The organism is Actinacidiphila sp. bgisy167, from assembly GCF_057707665.1.
Genome location: NZ_JBYIQP010000065.1, coordinates 20375 through 39965 on the forward strand (window position 1 = coordinate 20375; position 19591 = coordinate 39965).

Genomic DNA, 19591 nt, shown 5'->3' on the forward strand with positions numbered 1-19591 from the left:
CCGTCCTCGCCAAGCCGGGCCGGCTGGTGACGAAGAGGAGTGCGAGGAACGGCTGGACGAGATCCGGAGCGAGCGGGACCGGGTGCGCGCCGCGCAGGAGGCAGCCGGCCTGCCCGGACGCGGGAGGGTACGGGCGCTGCTCGTTTTGGGTATGCCAAAAGCGACCGCGCGCCGCATGTCCGGCTACCAGAGGCCGCCACTCGAGGCCCAGCCGTGCTCGGGTCGCCGGTTGTGGACCGGACCCGTGAACCCTTCGTTTGGAGGCCTCTCGTGGCTACGCGCGGAACCGTCTCCTCGGGCGTGCAGGTGTGCTCGCTCAAGGTCGACACGCCCCAGTCGATCCAACCCGGCACGACCTATCAGATCGTACGGTTCCCGTTCGGGACGGCCGAGCCCGCGGACCGTTCCACGATGCATCAGGTGGTGCAGCCGGACGGGTACGTCATCACGAACTGGGCCACCGACGACCGGTCGGGGCTGATCTGGCCGTCGAAGTCCGGGTGGGGCCACCTGTACTCCCTCTTGCAGTGGGAGGCCGGCGCGACCGAGTACCGCGATCAGTACGTGCGTGATCCGCTCAACCTCGGCTCGCCGACACCGAGCGACACCACGGCGACGGACCACCGGCCGCCGTCTGTCGGCGCCCAGTTCTGGACCAAGGGTCACGGGATTTTCGTGAACCCGCAGACACCGATCGCGCTGCGCGTCACCCACAACGCCCCCAACCCGATCAACCTCACGCTTGCCGAGTTCAAACTCGTCATCCACGACGTCGCCTAGGAGGACATGTGGCTACTCCACTCAGCCCGGATGAACTCGTGCGGATCCTGCGGGCCGAGGGCGTCCGTGTCGCGGAGTATCCGGGGTGGCGCACCCGCTCCCGGGACGCCGCGACCGGCAACACGTTCGGGCCGGTCCACCTGATCGTCAACCACCACACCGCGGGCAGCAACTCCCTCGACGTGGTCGCAAAGAACGGCGTCCCCGGCCTGCCCGCGCCGCTGGCCCACACCCACCTCGACAAGTCCGGCCTCGCAACGATGTGCTCGGCGGGGCGGGCGAACCACGCCGGGCTCGTGGCGTCCAACGCGTACACCTCGTTCCTCGAGGAGAGGACCACGCACCCGGCGCCCTCAAAGGCGTCGGGCACGCTCGACGGGAACGACGTCGCCTACGGCATCGAGGTCGAGAACCTCGGCAACGGCGCCGACGTGTACACGCGCGCCCAGTACGACGCGTGGGTCCGCTGGAACGCGGCGATCTGCCGCCGCTACGGTTGGTCCGCGGAGTCCGTCGCGGGGCACCTGGAGACCAGCGTCGAGGGGAAGATCGACCCGCGCGGCCCGGTCGAGGGCTACGGGCGCCGGGGCCGGTTCACGTTCAGCATGGCGCAGTTCCGTAAGGACGTCGCCGAACGCCTCACCCATCCTGCCGCTTGGAACCCCGAGGAGGACGACATGCCCACCGCCGACGAGATCGCCACCGCAGTGCTGAAGAAGGACCGGATCATCAGCATCCCGGGCGCCCCGGCCGGCAACCCGACGTGGACGCTGTCGAGCTCGATCACAGAGATCCTCAAGCGCCTCGACAGGGCGAACGCGGCGCTGGCCGCGCAGTCGGCTGCGATCACCGCGCTGGCCGGGCAACTCGGCCGGGACGTCGGCACCGCGGCCGTGGTGGCTGCTGTCGAGGCCGCCATCGCTGCCGCGGTCGTCCGGGTCGACGTCACGGTCGCCGACCACACCTGACCGGCGGCCGGCACGCCCCCGCGCCGGCCGCCTTCGTCTCAGGAACGGACTCCCTGTCCGTCCTTCACCTGCCGGGCACCGACGTCATGGCCCGGACCGCGGGCGCCTACGCGCGTGACCTCGCCAAGCGCGTCGTCGTGACGTTTCTGCACAGGCTCCGTGCCTGTCGGAAGGCGCCTACTGAAGCGGCCATAGTGGCTTGGGAGAGGTCCCCGCCCAGCCAGTCATCGCGACCGCGGCGCCCAGCCGTTGACCGTGGTCGACCACCCGATGCGGCACGGCTGGTGTTGCAGTCCGGCCACACCCGGGACACGTTCCCGCTGTTTTCCGTGATTCCCGGCAGGATCGGGCACGCGAATGGCACGGGATCGTAGCCGCAACCGGGAGTCGGTGGATCGTGGACTGGCGCGCGTGCTTACCCGTGTACGGGGCTCGAGCTCTGAGTGTGTAGCTTCACGCCATGCCCTTCGCCTTTGTCCTCGCTCTTGGTGTCTTCGGTGCTCTTGCTGCTCTGCTGGCCGCGATCAACGCCGTGCAGGTCCTCCTTGGGCTCCAGCTCGTCAAACCTTCGGCCAGCAGACGTTCCCCCCGACAGCTTCGGGCCGAGTCGGCCGCTGCCGCCGTAGCCATGCTCGGTGCTTCTGTGACGGCTTTCGGCTTTTTGGCGGGTGGCATGTGGCCGGCGGCGGGCGCGCTTGTACTGCTGCCTGGGTGGATCGCCCTGACCGTGGTTCGTAGGCACTTTGCTGCCGCGTGACATCGATGAATTCCAACGGCTGTGCGGCTCGGCAGGGCCGCCGTCCATCAATTGAGGACGGCGACCGTTGGGGCGTGTCGCCGCTCCTTGAACCGTGGTCCTGGATCACTTTCAGTGCAGGGGCCACGGAGGTTCACCACAACCGCGATCATGAACGCTCGTGGGTGATGCGTTCCTCCAGGACCTGCGGTTTCGCCAGGTCGAAGACGTAGTAATCAAGGCATGGTGGACGAGGGCGAGTTGGTCATCGTGCGAGCCCACGCATCGGCGGAGCGGGCCGCATGCCCCGCCTGCGGGACGATGTCGGGCCGGGTGTCTCAGGGGGCCTGGGGTTCCGTCTTCGATGAAGTTCTGGGCACACCCGATCGACTCGTTCGGCTGGTCACCCATCACTCCGGGCTGTCGACGCGGGCCATGTGCCCAGCCTCGCACATACGACCTACCTCTTCACTCCGTGGTGAAGGGGGCGTATCCGGCCGGAACCTCACTGACGCGCAAGTCAGAGAAGAGCAAGGTCAGGCGGTGCGCGTTCGTCTCGATGCAGACCTCATGAAAGTCGAGCCCTGTGGCTCGGGACCAGCGACGAGCCGCTTCCGACTCAGGGAGAATCGACGCGCCCGGATACATGCAATGCCACATGACGCCCCAGACATAACCATCGAGGTCGGCAGCCGTCCCGTGGTCGATGAGGCGGTCGTCGAGAGAGACACGCCAAGTCTCAGGCGGCACAGAAGACTCGCATAGGGCCTCGACGCAGTACCTGAAGAGGTACCTCCGATGGGCTGGTTCGACGCCGGTTCGGTGATCCGCAGTCATGTAGACGATGACCTCGTAGTCGCGCATGTAGTCGGTGTATCCGTGACGGACGACAGCGTGGTCGAAGGCCTCATCCAGCAGTCGTTCCAGTTCAGCGACGTCCATGCCGCCGTTCTACCTCACGTGATCTGCTCTCCGCAGTGAGGTATTCCGCCGATGCTGGCGGTACTACGGCTCCAGCGACCTCCCGTCCAGGACTTCGATGTCGACGATGGCGGTTCTCGTAGGGTCGAGGTTGAGCGACCGTTCTTGTCGGTGGCGGAGGCCTTCCGGCTCGCGGACGCCGTACCCGCGCGCTACCGCGTGATGATCCTGCTGGCCTCCTTCACCACGCTGCGCTTCGGGGAGCTGGCTGGTCTCCAGCGGTGGGACGTCGACCTCTGCGGCACACTGGGAACACCCTCGCCGCGACGGGCGGGCTTCCACGCGGGAGCTGATGCACCGCATGGGGCACTCGTCGGTGCGGGCCGCGCTGATCTATCAGCACCTCGTCAACTCCCGCGACCACGGGATCGCCGGGCACGTGGACGACCAGATCCGGCGGGTCAAGGGCCGGCCCCCGGCCGCCTATCTGGCACGTGAGCGGCACGGCGGCCCTCACTGGCGGCAAAAGATCAAGGCCCAGGCATCCGGACTCACACCGGACGACCTGGGCCTTTGCCATGCGCTGGGGCCGGTGGGCGTGGACTGGCCCACTGGCTTGGGAGACTTCCCAGCTCAGCCAGTCATCGCCACCGCGGCGCCCCGTCGTTGACCGTGGCCGACCGTCCGATGTGGCACGGAACGAGTCCTGCGCGACCCTCAGTGAGGATCGCACCTTCGCGTTCTCTGAGGTGGCCGACGTCCGCGAATAATGTGGTCGCCCTTTGCACGAGACTGCCTCTACGCTCACCGAAGCGGGATCGCGCGGTCCTGTAGGTTGCGGCGCCGTGGCAGAGCGGTCGATTGCGATCGTCGTAGGGGAAGGTCCCTCCTACGACGCTCCAGTGCGGGTCCGGGCGGCCCTTGCCCTACCTAGCGCGCGGGTTCGAATCCCGTCGGCGCCGCAGCCGACCGTTCCCATCTGCGCGATGCAGACATCGTCAGGTCCCGCTGCGGCCTCAGGCTTGGCGTCGGCGCCGATCACTGACTTGTAAGTTCGGGCCAGGCACCGTGCGACCTGTCGGAAGGCGCCTACTGGAGCGGCCTACGGTCGGCAGTCATCTGCCGACGTTGATGTCATCTGGCGATGTCAGCCGTGCCGCTCCTGTACGCGTTGGGCGTTCGGCAGCACAGTCGGGCGGCATCGGCCATCATGTTCGCATGCCTGAGGCCATATGGATCAAAGTAGTTGGCACCGTACCCGCCGTCCTCTGGGTCGCTTTCGCCGCTACTGTCTACTTCACACTGCGGGGAACAATCATTCAGCGTATGGTTCCGCGGCTCACCTCACTGCGAGCCCTGGGTGTTGAGATCGAGCTTGCCGGGGAGTTGCTCGACCGCGCCCAGGACGAGAGCCAGACGACCGTTACTGCCACTGCTAGACGCATGGCACTGGGAAGACTGGAACACGCTGCGGACTTGCTCAGGGGCGGCAAGGTGTTATGGGTAGACGACCGACCGGAGGGAAACTTCCCGCTCGTCGAGCTCTTCCGTAGCGTCGGCATGCAAGTTGATCTTGCCCTGTCGACGGATGAGGCGGTCCCTCGATTCCGGCGCAAGTCCTATGACGTGATCATTAGCGACTTCAGCCGCGACGGGGACCGGGACGCGGGCATCAAGATGCTCCGAGTTCTCGAACAGTACGATATCGACGTACCTGTGTTGATCTACACGGGGAGATTTACGCCCGAGAGGGGCGTCGACCGGCGAATCTTCGCGGGGACCACCGCACCTGTAGAGCTGGTCCACTACGTCATTGACCTGATGGAGCGGGCCCGCTTGGGCTCGTTGTGACTGGAGACATCTACTTTGTAAGCCTGGTGGTCAGGGTGATCGAGAGTGCGCAGGTCAGTGCGACCGTGAAGAGCTCCCAGCTCGGTCAACAATCTCGGCCGCTTCGAACCGCCGTTACCCGTAGCTGACCGTCTGATGTGGCACGCCACTGCCCTGTCACACCCATCCGTCATGCTCTGGATCGTGGATGAGAACGCCTTCTGGCAGTTGATCGAGGACTGCAAGCCGATGACGCCTGACCCGGATGCAGAGCAACTCGTGGCCGCTCTGACGTCACGGCTGGTCGCAGGTCCTTTGGGTACGGTCAAACAGTTCGCAGAGCAGTTGTCCTGGGCGCTGTACCGGTTGGATCGCAGGGAGTACGGGCACAGCCTGTCGGGCGACGCCTTTCTGTACACCCGGGCCGGTGTGGTTGCTGCCGGCCGAGAGACGTACGACCGGGTGCTTCGGGATCCGGCGGAGTTCGTGCCGTTCGCCACTGGCAACGTATGGGCCGACAGCTTGCTCTACGTCCCAGATCGGGCGTATGAGCACATCACCGGCGAGGAGTGGGGACGCCGGACGCGCTACTCCTATTAGTCCTACTCCAACTCCGCAGGTTGGGCCGACTCCTGAACCACTGCGCTCTGTCGCGCACGAACCAACGTGGCGAACTGGCGGTGCCGGTGGACTCCAGCCGCCGACACCTGCCTTGTAATTTCGAGGCAGGGCGCCTGGTGTTCCCTGGACACCAAAGACATGAGGCTGCCTGGAAGCGGTGACAGTTACCGCTGTCCGTCGTCGTTGATGGCGCGTGTAGATGTCAGAATCGGCGGCTCGGTGCCGTCAGAGATCTGCCTGGCGAACAAGTCGACGAGCTTAGCACCATCCGTCCGACGCCTTCCTCCTCCAAAGCCTCCACGAGCGCCGGGTGAACCTGCCGGTACGGTTGCCCGGCATGGGCGGTCCAGGTTCGCCCCACGGCTCGCCCCACCCTGGCCAGGTGCGCCCTGATGTGAGGAACCGCCTCGTCGTACTTACTGGGGTCCGTGGCCATGGGGACAGTCGATCAAGGCTCACTGATGCGGTCAAGGACACTCTGCGCTCTGAGCTTGGGAATCACCGGCCCCTGCGGCCCCGGTCACGCTCTGACCAGCGGCAACGGCGGTGTGGGTGAACTAATGAGCTCGCCCCAGGACCCGCCGTTGACCGTGGTTCACCGCGCTCTCGGGCACGGAACGGGCACGGCGAGTGGTGTAGCGGCTTGCAGCGGCGGACAGGTATGGATTCACTCTGATCGTGACTGAGTCGGAGAACATGAGCACGCCAGCTCATCAGGCGGTCGAAATGGAGGACGCGGAGACACTGGCCCGCCTGCTCGGTGCGGGGGCCGATCCCAACGAGGTAGTTGGCAACTCGACGCTCCTCACCCATGCAATCGACGTAGAGGGAGATTCTGCGCAGCAGAGTGGGCAGCCCCCGAGGGTGCACACGACGGCCATCCTCCTCGCTTTCGGAGCAGACCCAGAGTTGGAAGATCCCGGTGGGGCCACACCGCTCGCACTGGCTGAGCAATATGGGCACGATGTGGCGATCCGGCTACTTCGAGCTTCCATATCTCGCTCCCGTCGACGCTGGTGGCGGCGCAGACAGCCATAGCCACTCGAACGCGCATCTTCGTCCCGAAGCAATGCACTCGACCGTGTAACCTGCGGCGATACGGCCGGTGACCTACGAGAACTGTTCGCCGCCGTCCCTGGGAGTCCGCCTGCGTGCGGGGTCGTTGTACCGCAGTTAGACACTCAGTCGGTGAGTCACGCTGCTCGTCATCCTTCACCGCAATCGGTTCGCCTCGACTGGTCCAGGGGCGGCACTACTTCTACTGCGACATACTGCTGCCGTGCGTGTGGAGAGCACCATTCAGATCCATGCTGTCCGTTTTGGGGTGACAGTGGGAGCGCTGATCGCGGCGCCTGTCCTGCTGCTGATGGGAGGACTGCTTCGGCGTCGGTACCTACTGCACTCCTACCGCGAGCATGGCCCCGGGCTTCTCAGCAAGGAGGACGGGTGGGTGAGCGCCTCGTACTTCGTGGTCACCAACGCAGTTGTCCGATGGCTGTGTTGGCCCTCCGAGCGAGTGCTTGTTCACTGGGACTCGTGAGGGCTTCGGCCGACCGCCCCAGTCACAGTTGGTCTCTCCTCAGCCACCCCTCGCCGTCTGGCGGGCGGCCGGCGGCCGAACGGCAGCGCGCTGTACTTGCACATCCTGCCGACCATCCGCACTGTGCCGCTGAGGGACATCACCACCCCGCAGGTGCGGCGTTGGCGGACGACCCTCCTTGACCAGGGCGTAGGTGCGGCGACCGTCGCCAAGGCGTACCAGATCCTCCGCGCCATCATGAACACCGCCGTGGACGACGGCCTGGTCCAGCGCAATCCGTGCCGCATCAAGGGCGGGGCCACCGCCCCGAGTGCCGAGCGACCGTTCCTGTCGGTGGCGGAGGTCTTCCGGCTCGCGGATGCCATACCCGCGCGCTACCGAGTGATGATCCTGCTGGCCTCGTTCACCGCGCTGCGCTTCGGAGAGCTGGCCGGCCTCCAGCGGTGGGACGTCGACCTGGAGCGACGCACCATCTCGGTTCGCCGGTCGGTCGCCGAGACTCGATCGGACGGACTGACGGTCAAGGCTCCCAAGTCCGCGGCCGGCGTGCGCACCGTGGCGTTCCCCGCCTCGCTCACCGTGGAACTGGCGGCGCATCTCGCCGAGTATGCCGAGCCGGGCCGCACGGGTCGGGTCTTCGTCGGGCCGCGTGGGGGAGTGCTTCGGCGGAACAACTTCCGGCGGATCTGGCTGCGGGCCATCGGCGCGGCCGGCCTCGGTGACGTCCACTTCCACGATCTGCGGCACACCGGCAACACCCTCGCCGCGACGGGCGGGGCCTCCACGCGGGAGCTGATGCACCGGATGGGGCACTCGTCGGTGCGGGCCGCGCTGATCTATCAGCACCTCGTCAACGGCCGCGACCACGAGATCGCGGGGCACGTGGACGATCAGATCCGGCGGGTGAAGGGGCCGGACCCCGGAAGTCCATCTGGCACGTGAGTGGCACGGCGGCCCTCACTCAGGGCGAAAGATCAAGGCCCAGGCTTCCGGACTCACACCGGTTCACCTGGGCCTTTGCCGTGCGCTGGGGCTGGTGGGCGTGGACGGTTTCGAACCGCCGACATCTGCCTTGTAAGGGCAGCGCTCTACCACTGAGCTACACGCCCGTCGACATGCGAAAGCACACCCTACCCTGCCATACCCCGCGATCGGCAACCGCACGCTCGGTCACCAGCCGGCCACGTGAAGTCCCCGCGAGGTTTCCGAGGCGGGCGCGGCAAGGTGGGCGGGTGGGTACAGGTCACACGAACGGCCGACCGCGACGAGCGCCGCACACCTGGCGGCGCCGGACCGCGCCCGCTCCCCCGGCACGGGATGCGGGCTCAGCGCGCGCCGACGCCACGGGCCTCGGCCACGAGGCTCGGGGGCAGTCCCGGTCCCGCGCACGCGCAGTCGATCAGCAGGTCCCGGTAGGACGTGTTCGCGAGCTTCGGTGCCAGGGCGATCAGGTCCCGCAGGTCGTCCGCCGAGCCGGCCAGGCGCGTGCGATAGGCCGCTCCCGCCGCGCGCAGGGTGACGTCGTGCGGTTCGTGCCGCAGACCCTGGTCGACGAGGGACACCGCTGCGGCGAAGTCGCCCTGCAGAGCGCGTACGTCAGCGAGGTCCAGGTAGAGGGACCAGTTGGTGACGTCCAGTGCCAGAGCGCGTTCGAAGGCCGCCGCGGTCTGGTCCATGTCGCCCATCGCGCGCCAGGTGCCCGCGCGTGCGACCTCGGTCCACATGACGCGGTCGACGGCGTCGGCGCGGTCGCACAGGGCGAAGGCCAGATCGTAGCGCCCGCAGGCGCGGGGCAAGCGGGACATGGCCGCCAGCGACTCGGGCACGGGGCTCCGTTCGGACACCACCTCGACGGCATGGAACCAGGGCGCGAACCGATCGCGCATGGCGGCGGTGTTCAGGTCGTGGCCGTAGTCCAGCGTCCGCAGGCACGCCTCGGCCAGCGCCTCGGCGCTCACCGCGTCGAGGAAGCGCGCGTCGCCGAACCACGGAGCGCCGCCCCACGCCACGTCGGGCCTGACTCCCGTGACCGAGCCGAGGGCCATCACCGCGTTGTCCATGTCCCCGTCGAGGAACAGGAAATACGCCTGCGCCGGCACAGAGCTCAAGGAGACGTCCCCTTCGAGGCCCTCCTCCAACTCCGCGCGCCGGTCCCGTCGCAGTTCACCGAGGGCAGCGTAGGCTTCCGGGGCCGCCGGTGCGGCGGCTATCTCCCCTGCCAGTAGCTTCACGGCGCCCACCGGGTTTCCGCCGCAATGCGCCATCACCTTCGCGAGAGCGACTCCCGCTGCCGTTGTCTGCACCGGGAGAGTATCCCTGGGCAACGGCTTCTGTGGAAACCTCCGATCGCCGGTGGCGCGGCCGTCGGTGACCGCGGCGCGAGCGCCCTCCCGAGCCGTCCTGGGACGTGGGTGGGCGCTCGCGGACGCATGCGTCAGTCACGCGCTGCCGAGCTGGGCGGCCAGGAACACCGCTGCCACCGAGGGACGGACGGCGTACGTCGCGCCCGCGTTCCCCTCGGGGGCCGCCCACCAGGAGAACGGCAGCCGCCGCCCGCTGTTGCCGTGCGCCTTGTTCATGCCGTTCACCACGCCTGCCACGCGCTGTGCCGGAGCGGCCTCGGTCGGACCGCCCAGGGCCATGTCCACCAGCTCCGTGCAGTGGACCCTCCGGCCGGGGGTGCGCAGCAGGTACGCGAGCATCTGCCCTGCCTGCGGCGCCAGTTCCGCCAGAAACGCGGCAGCGCGTGCCACGTCCTGCGGGCCCCAGTCAGGTGCGCCGTAGTGCCCGGCTTCGCCGGAGTGCTCGGCCCATCGCGGATCGGTCTCCGCCAGGTACTCCGCCACATACTCCGTCATGTCCGCCCCCAACTGTCGGTAGTGCGCGCGTCGTTGGCACCGTACCTCTGCGCCCGGCCACCGCGCACGGCGAAGGCCCAGGCCTCCGGTGCGAGTCCGGATGGCCTGGGCCTCGGTCGTGCCGCCCTGCGCGGGCGTCAGTACTGCTCGGTCTCCGCGAAGCCCGCGTCCCCGCCGTCGTCCGCGCCGAAGGCAGCGGCGGTCGGGTCGAATCCGGGCGGGCTGTCCTTGAGCGCCAGCCCGAGTCCGGCCAGTTTCGCCTTGACCTCGTCGATCGACTTCGCACCGAAGTTGCGGATGTCGAGCAGGTCGGCCTCGGACCGCGCCAGGAGCTCCCCCACCGAGTGGACGCCTTCGCGCTTGAGGCAGTTGTAGGAGCGGACGGTGAGGTCGAGCTCCTCGATCGGCAGTGCCATGTCGGCGGCGAGGGCGGCGTCCGTCGGGGACGGGCCCATGTCGATGCCCTCGGCGTCGACGTTCAGCTCGCGGGCGAGACCGAACAGCTCCACGAGGGTCTTGCCGGCCGAGGCCACGGCGTCACGCGGGCGCATGGCCTGCTTGGTCTCGACGTCCACGATCAGCTTGTCGAAGTCGGTGCGCTGCTCGACGCGCGTCGCCTCGACCTTGTACGTGACCTTGAGCACCGGGCTGTAGATCGAGTCGACCGGGATGCGGCCGATCTCCTGGCCCTGCTGCTTGTTCTGGACGGCGGAGACGTAGCCGCGACCGCGCTCGACGGTCAGCTCGATCTCCAGACCGGACCCCTTGCCGTTGAGCGTGGCGAGGACGAGGTCGGGGTTGTGCACCTCGACACCGGCCGGGGGCGCGATGTCGGCGGCGGTGACCACGCCCGGGACGTTCTTGCGCAGGTACATCACGACCGGCTCGTCGTGCTCCGAGGAGACCACCAGCGACTTGATGTTGAGGACGAGATCGGTGACGTCCTCCTTGACACCCGGCACGGTGGTGAACTCGTGCAGGACGCCGTCGATCCGGATCGAGGTGACGGCGGCACCCGGGATCGAGGAGAGAAGGGTGCGGCGGAGCGAGTTGCCGAGGGTGTAGCCGAAGCCCGGCTCCAGCGGCTCGATCACGAACCGGGAGCGGAACTCGTCGACGACCTCTTCGGTCAGTGACGGACGCTGAGCGATCAGCACGAGGTATGGCCTCCAGTGTGTGGCGCCCGCTATGTGACGCCGTAGACACCATGAAGCGTACGTGCGCGGCGACCTCCCATGAGGCCGACCCGCCCGTCCGACCGATCCGTAGGTGCATACTGGGGACGATGACAAAGCCTTCCGCACCGAAGCGCCATCTGCCCACCAGCCCCTTCAAGAGCCCGGTCGCCCCCGCTCCCAAGCACTTCGCGGTGGGCGACCAGGTCACACACGACGTGTACGGTCTCGGCCGGGTGGTCGGTCTCGACGACGGCCCCGCGGCACTCGTGGACTTCGGCTCGACGCAGATGCGGATCCTGAGCCCCTACGCCAAGATGACGAAGCTGTAGGACCTCCGTGCCGGGTCACGGCACACCAGGCCCCTTCCGGGACCTGATCAACGGAAGGGAACCCTCCCATCGAACTGACGTCGCTGTTCTCCGCCCCGGAAGGGCAACAGAGCTGTGCCGCCGCAGCACCGCCGTCCCCCGCGACGAACCCCTTCCAGGCCCCGGACTTCGGGGAAGACGACACGCACCTGCTCGAGGCCGGACAGGACTCCGCCCCGGACATCGGCGCCCTGCACCCCACGGCCCCGTAGGCGCCGCGGGCGGCGGCGGTCCCGGCAGGTGGGACCGCACGCCGTCTCCGTCGCCGCCGTGACGGTGAGCTCGTCCGCACGCCCGGTCCTGCTCCGGCGGCGCCCCGAACGGCTGAGCCGAGGCGGGTGGGGTGCTCGGCACTCGGACGCCGAGCAGACCGGCGGCGGCGCCGGATGCGGCGACGTGCGGGACCGCGGTCCCGCGCGTGTGGCGGCGTGGTGGCCGCGGCGGGCAGGGCAGGGACCCGCCGGTCGCCCGCCCCGGCCGAGGCCGCCAGGGCCGTCTGCGGCCCGCTGCGGCCGGTTCGACGACGCGATGGGCGTCGAAGAGCAGCCGAGAGCGGGCCCTCCGGCGTCGCCGGCCCTCGAAGGAGCCCGTGCCGCACGGCCGTCTCGCCTCACCCGTTTGCCGACGGGCGCTTCACCCACCTGGCCCCTGTGCTGGCGCTGCTGGGCTGTGTCCGTGGTCCGCCGTGTTTCCATCCCGTCAGGAGGCACACATGATGCGTGAGGACCCACAGCAGGACACCCACCCGCAGGCGGGTGCGTCACGGCGGCAACTGCTCGCCGCGGCCGCCCTGGCGCCGGTGCTGGGCGGGGCGCTCTCCGCGTGCGCGCCCACCGGGACGTCGAAGCAGCACAACCACGCGACGGTCATGCCCGTGCGCACGTCCCTGACGGAGTGGAAGGACGTGGCGGTCGCGCTGGGACGGACCGGGGACATCAGGCGCGAGTTCATGTACCACACGGGCCTGCCCCGCCGGGACCTCAAGGTGGTCTCGCAGGGCGTCACCGTCAAACCGGGGCTCGCCCTCGGCTCGCACGTGTCCTTCGTGCGCTACGCCGACGGGAACACGCTGCTGATGGGCGACGTGGTCGTCACCGAGAAGGAAATGCAGTCGTTCACCGACGTGCTGCAGGAACGCAAGATCGAGCAGACCGCGATCCACAAGCACCTGCTGTCCCAGACGCCCGAGATCTGGTGGGTGCACGTCCACGCGCACGGCAAGGACCCCGTGGCCATCGCCAAGGGCCTGCGGGCGGCGCTCGACAAGACCGGCGCCCCGCCGCCCGGGCGGCCGGCCCACACCGTGCCGCGCAAGCTCGACCTGGACACCGCCGCCATCGACAAGGTGATGGGCGTCAAGGGCGGCATCGACGACGGGATCTACAAGAACACCTTCGTGCGCCGGGAGACCATCACGGACAACGGCATGGTCCTGCCTCCGGGACTGGGCTCCACCAGCGCGATCAACTACCAGCCGCTGGGCGACGGCCGGGCAGCGGTCAGTGGCGACTGCGCCATGATCGCCAGCGAGGTCCAAAACGTCCTGTCGGCCCTGCGGAAGGCCGGGTGCCAGCTCGTCGAACTGCACAACCACGGGCTCGTGGACGAACCGCGGCTGTTCTTCGTCCACTTCTGGGCCGTGGGCGACGCCCTCAAGCTCGCCAAGGGGATCCGTACCGCGCTGGACGCCACCAACGTCAAGGGGTTGGCGGTGGAGATCGGCTGACCACCCGCCGACCGGTCGGCGCCGCCCTCGCGTGTGCCGACCGCCGCTCCATGGGGGATGCCCGCCGTGGAGCGGCGGTCGGCTGCGGCGCCCCCGGGTGCGCGGGTACACCGCCCTGGGGGTGAACCTGCTGCCGGGGGTTTCGGGCGGGGTCCCGATCCGGATGCTCTGGTGCCTCGCCCCAGGACCGGCAGCTCGCCGGCCCGGGGCTCGCCGGGCGGGAGCCGACGGAGAGCGACGGCATCATGCCCGCGCTGGTGACTTAGAGGTCGCGCGGATAGGCGGGGTGGAGAAAGGAGCGGGTCGAGGGCCGAGCCGGGCAAGGCGGAGAAGGGAGACGCAGCGGAGCTGCGGCGACCGACGACAACGCCGCCAGGCGAGAGCCATCGACCCGCGACGCCGGCCCGCCTATCCGCGCGGCCTCTTACGGGCGTGCTCCTTTTCACCGTGCTCTGGTGGGCGGCCGACCAGCCGCCGGCCGCCCGGACGGCGCTCACCGCGCACGGCTACCGGCTGCTGGGCGTCCTGTCCACGTGCGTCCCGTCGGCGGCGCTCATCGCCGGTTCCTGATCCTTCCGTCGGACACCCCCGGCGCCACGCCGCTCCTCAGGCCGGGGTGCCGACCGCCGGGCCGGAGGGAGCCGAAGGCGCCGAAGGGGCGGGGCGGGCGGTGACGCGGCGACGCCGGGTGGGCATGCCGATCGTCGGGTGGGCGACGCCCCAGGCGGCGCCCTTGCAGATCAGCTCCTTGTAGACGGCGGCCAGCCGTCCGGTCAGGGCCGCGTCGACGGCGCGGTCGTCGGCGGTGACGAACTGGATCAGGCCCTCCTTGCGGCCCAGCGAGACGCACTGGTTGAAGTACCGCAGCGGCACCTCGGGGACCTTGCCGCCGGTCAGGCGGGCGGCGATGGCGTCGGCGGCCTGCCAGGCGGTGGGGATGCCCGAGGCGCACGACATCCGCAGCGGCTTGCCGCCGGGGCCTGTCGCCAGGGCGGCGTCGCCGACGGCGTAGACGTCCGGGTGGGAGACCGAGCGCATGGTGCCGTCGACGACGATCTGGCCGGTCCCGGAGGTCTCCAGGGTGGTGGCGCCGGCGATGGGGTGGACGGCGAAGCCCGTGGTCCACACGGTGACCGCGGCCGGGATGCGGGTGCCGTCGGCGGTGGTGGCATGGTCGGCCGCCACTTCGGTGACGGCGGTGTGCTCGTGCACGGTGATGCCGAGCCTGTCGACGACCTTCCGCAGGTGCCGGGCGCCCTTCGGGGAGAGCCAGTCGCCGAGGCCGCCGCGGGCGGCGAGGGCGACGTCGAGGTCCGGGCGGGCCTCGGCGATCTCGGTGACGGTCTCCAGGCCGGTGAGGCCGCCGCCGACGACCAGGACGGGCCGTCCGGCCTCCAGGGCGGCCAGTCGCTCGCGCAGCCGCAGTGCCCCGGGGCGGCCGGCGACCTGGTGGGCGTGCTCGGCCGTGCCGGGGACGCCCTGGTTGTCCCAGCCGCTGCCGAGGGCGTGGACGAGGGTGTCGTACGCCAGTTCCCCGGGGCCGTCCGGGCCGTCGACCGCCACGGTGCGGCGGTCGGCGTCGACGGCGGTGACCTTCGCCGTCCTCAGTTCGACGCCGGTGCCCGCGAACATCTCGCCGAGGGGCCGGGGTGTGAGGTCCTGGCCGGCGGCGAGCTGGTGCAGCCGGACGCGCTCGACGAAGTCCGGCTCGGCGCTGACGAGGGTGATGGCCACGTCCTCGCGGCGCAGCCGCCGGGCGAGACGCCCGGCGACGCTGGCTCCGGTGTACCCGGCTCCGAGGACGACGATGCGGTGCTGCATGTCCTGGCTCCTGTCTGCTCTCCGGCTGATGCGCCCCTTGAACCGGGCGGCCCGCCGTTTCCTGACAGGAACGGGGTGTGAGGTATATCACGCCGGGGTCAGAAGGCGCGCAGCAGGGGTTCCCCGTGGTCGGAGGCGGCCGCCCAGCGCCGGGTGACGCGTTCCAGCTTGTCGGGGTTGACCTGGCTGCGGACGGCGGCGATGCCGTCCTCGGTCACCTCCAGGCACATGACGCCGACGACCCGTCCGCCGACGACCGCCACGACGGCGGGGCCGCCGTTGACGGTCATCGCGTACATGTCGGCGGCGCCGCCGACCAGGGCCCGCTTGGCCTCGGCGGGCCGGAACAGGCCTCGCAGGAACTTCGCCACGGCGAGGGCGCCCTCCAGCGCCCTGCTGCGGGCCGGGACCTTCCCGCCGCCGTCGCCGACCGCGACGGCGTCCTGGGTCAGCAGCCGTACGAGGGGCTCGGTGCGGCCGCTGGCGGCGGCCGCCAGGAACTCCTCGACGACCCGCCGGGCCGCGGCCTCGTCCACGCCGGCGGCGGCCTTGCGGGCCCTGCCGTCCGAGACGTGCTTCCTGGCGCGGTGGTGGATCTGCTGGCTGGCGGCCTCGGTGATGTCGAGGATCCCGGCGATCTCGCGGTGCGGGTACCCGAAGGCCTCGCGGAGCACGTACACGGCGCGTTCGCCGGGGGTGAGGCGTTCCAGCAGGACGAGGACGGCGTAGGAGACCGATTCGCGCTGCTCGGCGGTCTCTGCCGGGCCGAGCATCGGGTCCCCGGCGAGCAGCGGCTCGGGGAGCCACTGGCCGACGTAGGTCTCGCGGCGGGCCCGGGCCGAGGTGAGCTGGTTCAGGCACAGGTTGGTGAGCACCTTCGTCAGCCATGCCTCGGGGACCTCGACGCGGTCGACGCCGGCGGACTGCCAGCGCAGGAAGGTCTCCTGCACGGCGTCCTCGGCTTCGCTCGCGGAGCCGAGCAGACGGTAGGCGAGGGCCTCCAGGCGAGGCCTGGATGCCTGGAACCGGTCCACGTCGTGCGAAGTCAGGGCCATGGCCCGGATTCTAGGCCGCGGCGTCCAGGCGTACGACGGCGCCGATCTCGACGAGCTGGTCCGGCAGCGCCAGGTCCGACACGCCCATGACGGTGCTCGTGGGGCGGTGGTCGCCGCAGTAGGCGGCGTGCAGGCGGGCGGCGGTGTCGAAGTGGTCCCGCAGGCCGCGGACGAGGACGGTGGTCTCGACGATCTGGTCGCGGCGGGCCCCGAAGTGCTCCAGCACGCGGTCGAGGTTGCCGAGGGTGGTCCGCATCTGCGGTGCGAAGTCCCCTGCCCCGACTAAGGTTCCGGCGCTGTCGTGGGACAACTGGCCCGAGATGTAGAGCGTGTCGCCGGGCTGCACGGCCTGGCTGTAGCCGTAGAGCGCCTCCCACGGCATGCCGAAGTCGAATGTCCTGGAGCGGACGGTCACGGTGGTCTCCTCGTCGCCGACTGGTTCCGGCCCCGCGTGGACGGGGCCCGACAGCTCAGACCGCAGCCGCCGCGGGGCTGTGACAGGAGCGCCGCCGCCGCGAACCCGCCGGCCGGAAGGCCCGCGGCGGTCGCCGCGGGCCTTCCGGCCGGGATGTGCTGCGGTGAGCGGTCGAGTGTGGGCCCCGGCTCCTAACGGAACGGGAAGAAGCCGCCGAAGCCGCCGAAACCGCCGACAGGGACGGCGACGGGAACGATGACGGGGACGGGGACGAAGCTGCCGTAGAAGCCGTAGTTTCCGCGGAAGCCGCCGAAGCCGCCACCGCCCTGGACGTGGTTCGTCACGGCTGCCTGCCGGGCGACCGAGGGCGCGGCCTGCGGAGCCGCGTCGGCGGTGCCCGCCGCGACGAAGGCGAGCATCGGTGCCGCGAGCGCCGCGGCGAGAGTCCGGCGGACGGTGATGTTTGCGCGCATTGTCAATCTCCTTCGTACGGGAAGATTGCTGGACAACGGCCGTGCCATTTCCGACCGTCGTCGAACCGGCTTCGTGTGCCTGGAGCCGGTAGGACGAGGGGCACGTGACCCACGCGTTCTCGCTCACCGGGCAGGGACGCCGTGATGCAAAGGGCGGCAAACGCCGAGGACATGACCGTGACACGGGTGGGGCCCGGAGTCAAAAGAAAGCACGGGGGAACTGCACCGCGCCGGGCGCTTCACCGCAGGTCAGGGCATGTGCGATGACCGTGTCGGAAAAGTTCCGGGCCCCCGGGCAGCACAGTCACCCACCAGCACCCCATGGCCATGACCAAGGGTTCGAAGTCACCCTCCGTGGCCGTCGACCGGACCCTTCCGCGCGGCCGGTCCGCGGGCGGAGAGCGACCCACTCCATTTTCTTGACGCGTCAACCAATGACCTCTATGTTCGATTGACGCGTCAAGCAATCGGGCCGGCGCGAGCCGCGCGCAGTCCCCCAGGATGAGGAGTCACGACCATGGCACAGCCGCACGGTGAGGAGCTGCAGGCGCTCCTGGAGCGACAGGCGGAGCTGAGGGACCGCTACCTCCTCCCGGCCGGGGAGCGTCCCGCGCCCGCGACGCAGGGGGTCCACCACGCCGCGTTCATCGCCCGGGACGTCGAGGAGACCATCCTCTTCTACCGGGATGTCCTCGGCCTCCCGTTGGTGGACCTGGTCGAGAACCGGGACTACCCCGGTTCGACGCACTTCTTCTTCGACCTGGGCGGCGAGAACATGCTCGCCTTCTTCGACTTCCCGGGGCATCCGCACCCCGACTACGCGGAGACGGTCGGCGGCGGCCACCACCTCGCGCTGGCGGTCACGCCCGAGGTCTACGCGACGGTGAAGGCCCGCCTCGACGAGCGGGGCATCGCCTACGCGTCCTTCCCGACCGAGGTCGCCGAGAGCTTGTTCCTGGCCGACCCCAACGGGCTCCGGATCGAGCTGAACACGGAGCCCAAGGGCTACGCGCTGGGCGAGTACATCCTCTGAGCCGTCCGGCCCCCTCCACCGCGCGGCGGCGCCCCGCCGCGCCGGATGGCGGCGGGGGCGAACGGAGGGTCGGCAGGGGACGGGCGGCGGGCGGTCGTCCGCCCCCGTCCGCGTCGGCTACGAGGTCCGCGCGTCCTTCTCGCGGAGCGCCTTCTCCACCGCGTCCCGTACGCGGCTGTCCTCGCGCTCCTTGCGCCGCGCGCGGCCGCGGCGGTTGAGGAGGACGACCGCGGCGACGGCCGCGGCGAGGAGCAGCAGCAGCAGGAGCAGGACCCAGGGGACGGCCCAGCCGTGAGCGGTGGCCTCGACCGGGTCAAGGGGGGTGATGCTGCCCGCGGCGTCGGTGATCAGGGGCGTGAGGGTGGCGGTCGCGGTCAGGCTGACCGCGGGCGCCACGCCGTGGACGGGCACCTTCACCTTCCAGCTCTCGCCCGGGAGCAGTTCGGGCAGCGCGGCGATGTCGCCGGCCTTCGCACGCAACCAGCCGAACGGACCGGCCACCGAAACGGACTGACGTGCCGTCAGCATGGCGTTGCCGGTGTTGTGGATCGTGTACGTGACGGTGGCGTCTCCCGTGCCGAACGGGTTGGCCGGGCCGCTGTAGTCGACGTGGAGGTCCTCGACGGTGAGCTTGGGCTTGAGTGCGCCGCTGACCCGCAGCTTGACCCGGATGCCCAGGCGCCGGTCCACGTTGATGCCCTGCGCCTCGTCCGACTGCTTGAGGGAGGTCAGGATGCCGCCGACGTAGTCACCGGGGGTGGCGTTGTCCGGGACGGTGACGGTGAAGGGGATCTCGGCGGTCTTGCCGGGCTTGATCTCGACGCTGTCGCGGTCGGCGTGGACCCAGGCGCCGATCCCGACGGACTTCTTGTCCTTGGTGAGCAGGTCGAGCTGCCCGGTGCCGGTCGTGTAGCCGTCGGCGGCGTAGAGCGCGAGCCGCAGCGGTGAGCTGCTGCGGTTGGCCACGACCATGGCGTCCTTGACCTGACCGCCGGGGTTGGCGGTGTAGTTGTAGCTGGACCGGTCGTCGCCGAACCCGTTCGCGGCCGTCCTGACCGTCCAGGTGACGTCGCCGTCGGCCGCCCGGGCGGGTCCGGCGTGGAGGCCCACGAGGGCGAGGGCCGTGAGCAGGACCAGGACGGCGGCGCGGACGAGGGGCGCCGTGCGGCGCGGTACGGACGGGTTCATGTCGGGGTTCTCCTGGAGCGGGAGGCGGGGGGGGGGGGGGGGGGGGGGGGGGGGGGGGGGGGGGGGGGGGGGGGGAGGGG

The 19591-nt window shown here is 69.9% G+C and carries 19 protein-coding genes, 2 tRNA genes and 1 pseudogene; 12 read left to right on the forward strand and 10 right to left on the reverse strand.

The window, feature by feature from the left end:
- Nucleotides 1-270: 270 nt before the first annotated feature.
- From AC3ET4_RS22570 to AC3ET4_RS22580, 3 genes are all read left to right on the forward strand, one after another.
- Nucleotides 271-780 carry a hypothetical protein gene (locus AC3ET4_RS22570; RefSeq protein ID WP_431952223.1) on the forward strand — a complete coding sequence of 170 codons (510 nt, stop codon included), beginning with the start codon at nucleotides 271-273 and terminating at the stop codon, nucleotides 778-780.
- 8 nt (nucleotides 781-788) lie between these two features.
- Complete coding sequence (locus AC3ET4_RS22575; protein ID WP_431952225.1) at nucleotides 789-1748, forward strand: peptidoglycan recognition protein family protein; 960 nt, start codon at nucleotides 789-791, stop codon at nucleotides 1746-1748.
- A 460-nt stretch (nucleotides 1749-2208) separates the two neighbouring features.
- Entirely contained in the window at nucleotides 2209-2505 is a 297-nt protein-coding gene (locus AC3ET4_RS22580) for a hypothetical protein (protein ID WP_431952227.1), read from the forward strand.
- A gap of 447 nt (nucleotides 2506-2952) precedes the next feature.
- On the opposite strand, the gene AC3ET4_RS22585 is transcribed toward AC3ET4_RS22580, so the two are convergent.
- Complete coding sequence (locus AC3ET4_RS22585) at nucleotides 2953-3426, reverse strand: YxiG-like protein (protein WP_431952229.1); 474 nt, start codon at nucleotides 3424-3426, stop codon at nucleotides 2953-2955.
- A 111-nt stretch (nucleotides 3427-3537) separates the two neighbouring features.
- Between AC3ET4_RS22585 and AC3ET4_RS22590 the strand changes: the two are divergent.
- The 5 genes and pseudogenes from AC3ET4_RS22590 to AC3ET4_RS22610 form a co-directional block, all read left to right on the forward strand.
- A pseudogene (locus AC3ET4_RS22590) lies at nucleotides 3538-3871 on the forward strand (site-specific integrase); the annotation flags it as partial.
- A 373-nt stretch (nucleotides 3872-4244) separates the two neighbouring features.
- Nucleotides 4245-4367: transfer RNA gene (locus AC3ET4_RS22595), tRNA-OTHER, on the forward strand.
- Between the two features lie 256 nt (nucleotides 4368-4623).
- Nucleotides 4624-5256 carry a response regulator gene (locus AC3ET4_RS22600; RefSeq protein ID WP_431952233.1) on the forward strand — a complete coding sequence of 211 codons (633 nt, stop codon included), beginning with the start codon at nucleotides 4624-4626 and terminating at the stop codon, nucleotides 5254-5256.
- Between the two features lie 183 nt (nucleotides 5257-5439).
- A complete protein-coding gene (locus AC3ET4_RS22605; protein WP_431952235.1) occupies nucleotides 5440-5835 on the forward strand; it encodes a DUF4240 domain-containing protein in 396 nt (131 codons plus the stop codon).
- A gap of 1684 nt (nucleotides 5836-7519) precedes the next feature.
- The gene (locus AC3ET4_RS22610; protein ID WP_431952237.1) at nucleotides 7520-8338 is read left to right on the forward strand and encodes a tyrosine-type recombinase/integrase; all 819 of its coding nucleotides are present in this window, start codon (nucleotides 7520-7522) and stop codon (nucleotides 8336-8338) included.
- Nucleotides 8339-8430: 92 nt separating this feature from the next.
- Here AC3ET4_RS22610 and AC3ET4_RS22615 read toward each other — a convergent pair.
- From AC3ET4_RS22615 to AC3ET4_RS22630, 4 genes are all read right to left on the reverse strand, one after another.
- Nucleotides 8431-8505 (reverse strand) — tRNA-Val (locus AC3ET4_RS22615).
- Between the two features lie 216 nt (nucleotides 8506-8721).
- A complete protein-coding gene (locus AC3ET4_RS22620) occupies nucleotides 8722-9660 on the reverse strand; it encodes a tetratricopeptide repeat protein (RefSeq protein WP_431952265.1) in 939 nt (312 codons plus the stop codon).
- A 174-nt stretch (nucleotides 9661-9834) separates the two neighbouring features.
- A complete protein-coding gene (locus tag AC3ET4_RS22625; protein ID WP_431952239.1) occupies nucleotides 9835-10254 on the reverse strand; it encodes a DUF6416 domain-containing protein in 420 nt (139 codons plus the stop codon).
- A gap of 137 nt (nucleotides 10255-10391) precedes the next feature.
- Nucleotides 10392-11411 (reverse strand): DNA-directed RNA polymerase subunit alpha, encoded by a 1020-nt coding sequence (locus AC3ET4_RS22630; protein WP_431952241.1) that lies wholly within the window; start codon nucleotides 11409-11411, stop codon nucleotides 10392-10394.
- Between the two features lie 128 nt (nucleotides 11412-11539).
- Between AC3ET4_RS22630 and AC3ET4_RS22635 the strand changes: the two genes are divergently transcribed.
- The 3 genes from AC3ET4_RS22635 (at nucleotide 11540) to AC3ET4_RS22645 (ending at nucleotide 14096) form a co-directional block, all read left to right on the forward strand.
- Nucleotides 11540-11761, forward strand: a complete 222-nt coding sequence (locus AC3ET4_RS22635) for a hypothetical protein (RefSeq protein ID WP_431952243.1) — start codon at nucleotides 11540-11542, stop codon at nucleotides 11759-11761.
- A gap of 751 nt (nucleotides 11762-12512) precedes the next feature.
- Nucleotides 12513-13526, forward strand: coding sequence for a DUF1259 domain-containing protein (locus AC3ET4_RS22640; protein WP_431952245.1), 1014 nt, complete (start codon nucleotides 12513-12515; stop codon nucleotides 13524-13526).
- 432 nt (nucleotides 13527-13958) lie between these two features.
- Entirely contained in the window at nucleotides 13959-14096 is a 138-nt protein-coding gene (locus AC3ET4_RS22645; protein WP_431952247.1) for a hypothetical protein, read from the forward strand.
- A gap of 36 nt (nucleotides 14097-14132) precedes the next feature.
- Here the strand turns inward: AC3ET4_RS22645 and AC3ET4_RS22650 are convergent, their stop codons facing one another.
- The 4 genes from AC3ET4_RS22650 to AC3ET4_RS22665 all read right to left on the reverse strand — a co-directional run bounded on the left by AC3ET4_RS22650 (nucleotide 14133) and on the right by AC3ET4_RS22665 (nucleotide 17290).
- On the reverse strand, nucleotides 14133-15347 hold the full coding sequence (locus tag AC3ET4_RS22650) for an NAD(P)/FAD-dependent oxidoreductase (RefSeq protein WP_431952249.1): 1215 nt from the start codon (nucleotides 15345-15347) through the stop codon (nucleotides 14133-14135).
- Between the two features lie 98 nt (nucleotides 15348-15445).
- Nucleotides 15446-16402 carry an RNA polymerase sigma factor SigJ gene (gene sigJ, locus AC3ET4_RS22655; RefSeq protein ID WP_431952251.1) on the reverse strand — a complete coding sequence of 319 codons (957 nt, stop codon included), beginning with the start codon at nucleotides 16400-16402 and terminating at the stop codon, nucleotides 15446-15448.
- Nucleotides 16403-16412: 10 nt separating this feature from the next.
- On the reverse strand, nucleotides 16413-16817 hold the full coding sequence (locus AC3ET4_RS22660) for a RidA family protein (protein ID WP_431952253.1): 405 nt from the start codon (nucleotides 16815-16817) through the stop codon (nucleotides 16413-16415).
- Between the two features lie 191 nt (nucleotides 16818-17008).
- Nucleotides 17009-17290, reverse strand: coding sequence for a hypothetical protein (locus AC3ET4_RS22665; protein ID WP_431952255.1), 282 nt, complete (start codon nucleotides 17288-17290; stop codon nucleotides 17009-17011).
- Nucleotides 17291-17807: 517 nt separating this feature from the next.
- On the opposite strand from AC3ET4_RS22665, the gene AC3ET4_RS22670 reads away from it, so the two are divergent.
- Complete coding sequence (locus AC3ET4_RS22670) at nucleotides 17808-18323, forward strand: VOC family protein (RefSeq protein WP_431952257.1); 516 nt, start codon at nucleotides 17808-17810, stop codon at nucleotides 18321-18323.
- A gap of 117 nt (nucleotides 18324-18440) precedes the next feature.
- Here AC3ET4_RS22670 and AC3ET4_RS22675 read toward each other — a convergent pair whose 3' ends face one another.
- Complete coding sequence (locus AC3ET4_RS22675) at nucleotides 18441-19511, reverse strand: WxL protein peptidoglycan domain-containing protein (protein WP_431952259.1); 1071 nt, start codon at nucleotides 19509-19511, stop codon at nucleotides 18441-18443.
- Nucleotides 19512-19591: the final 80 nt, after the last annotated feature.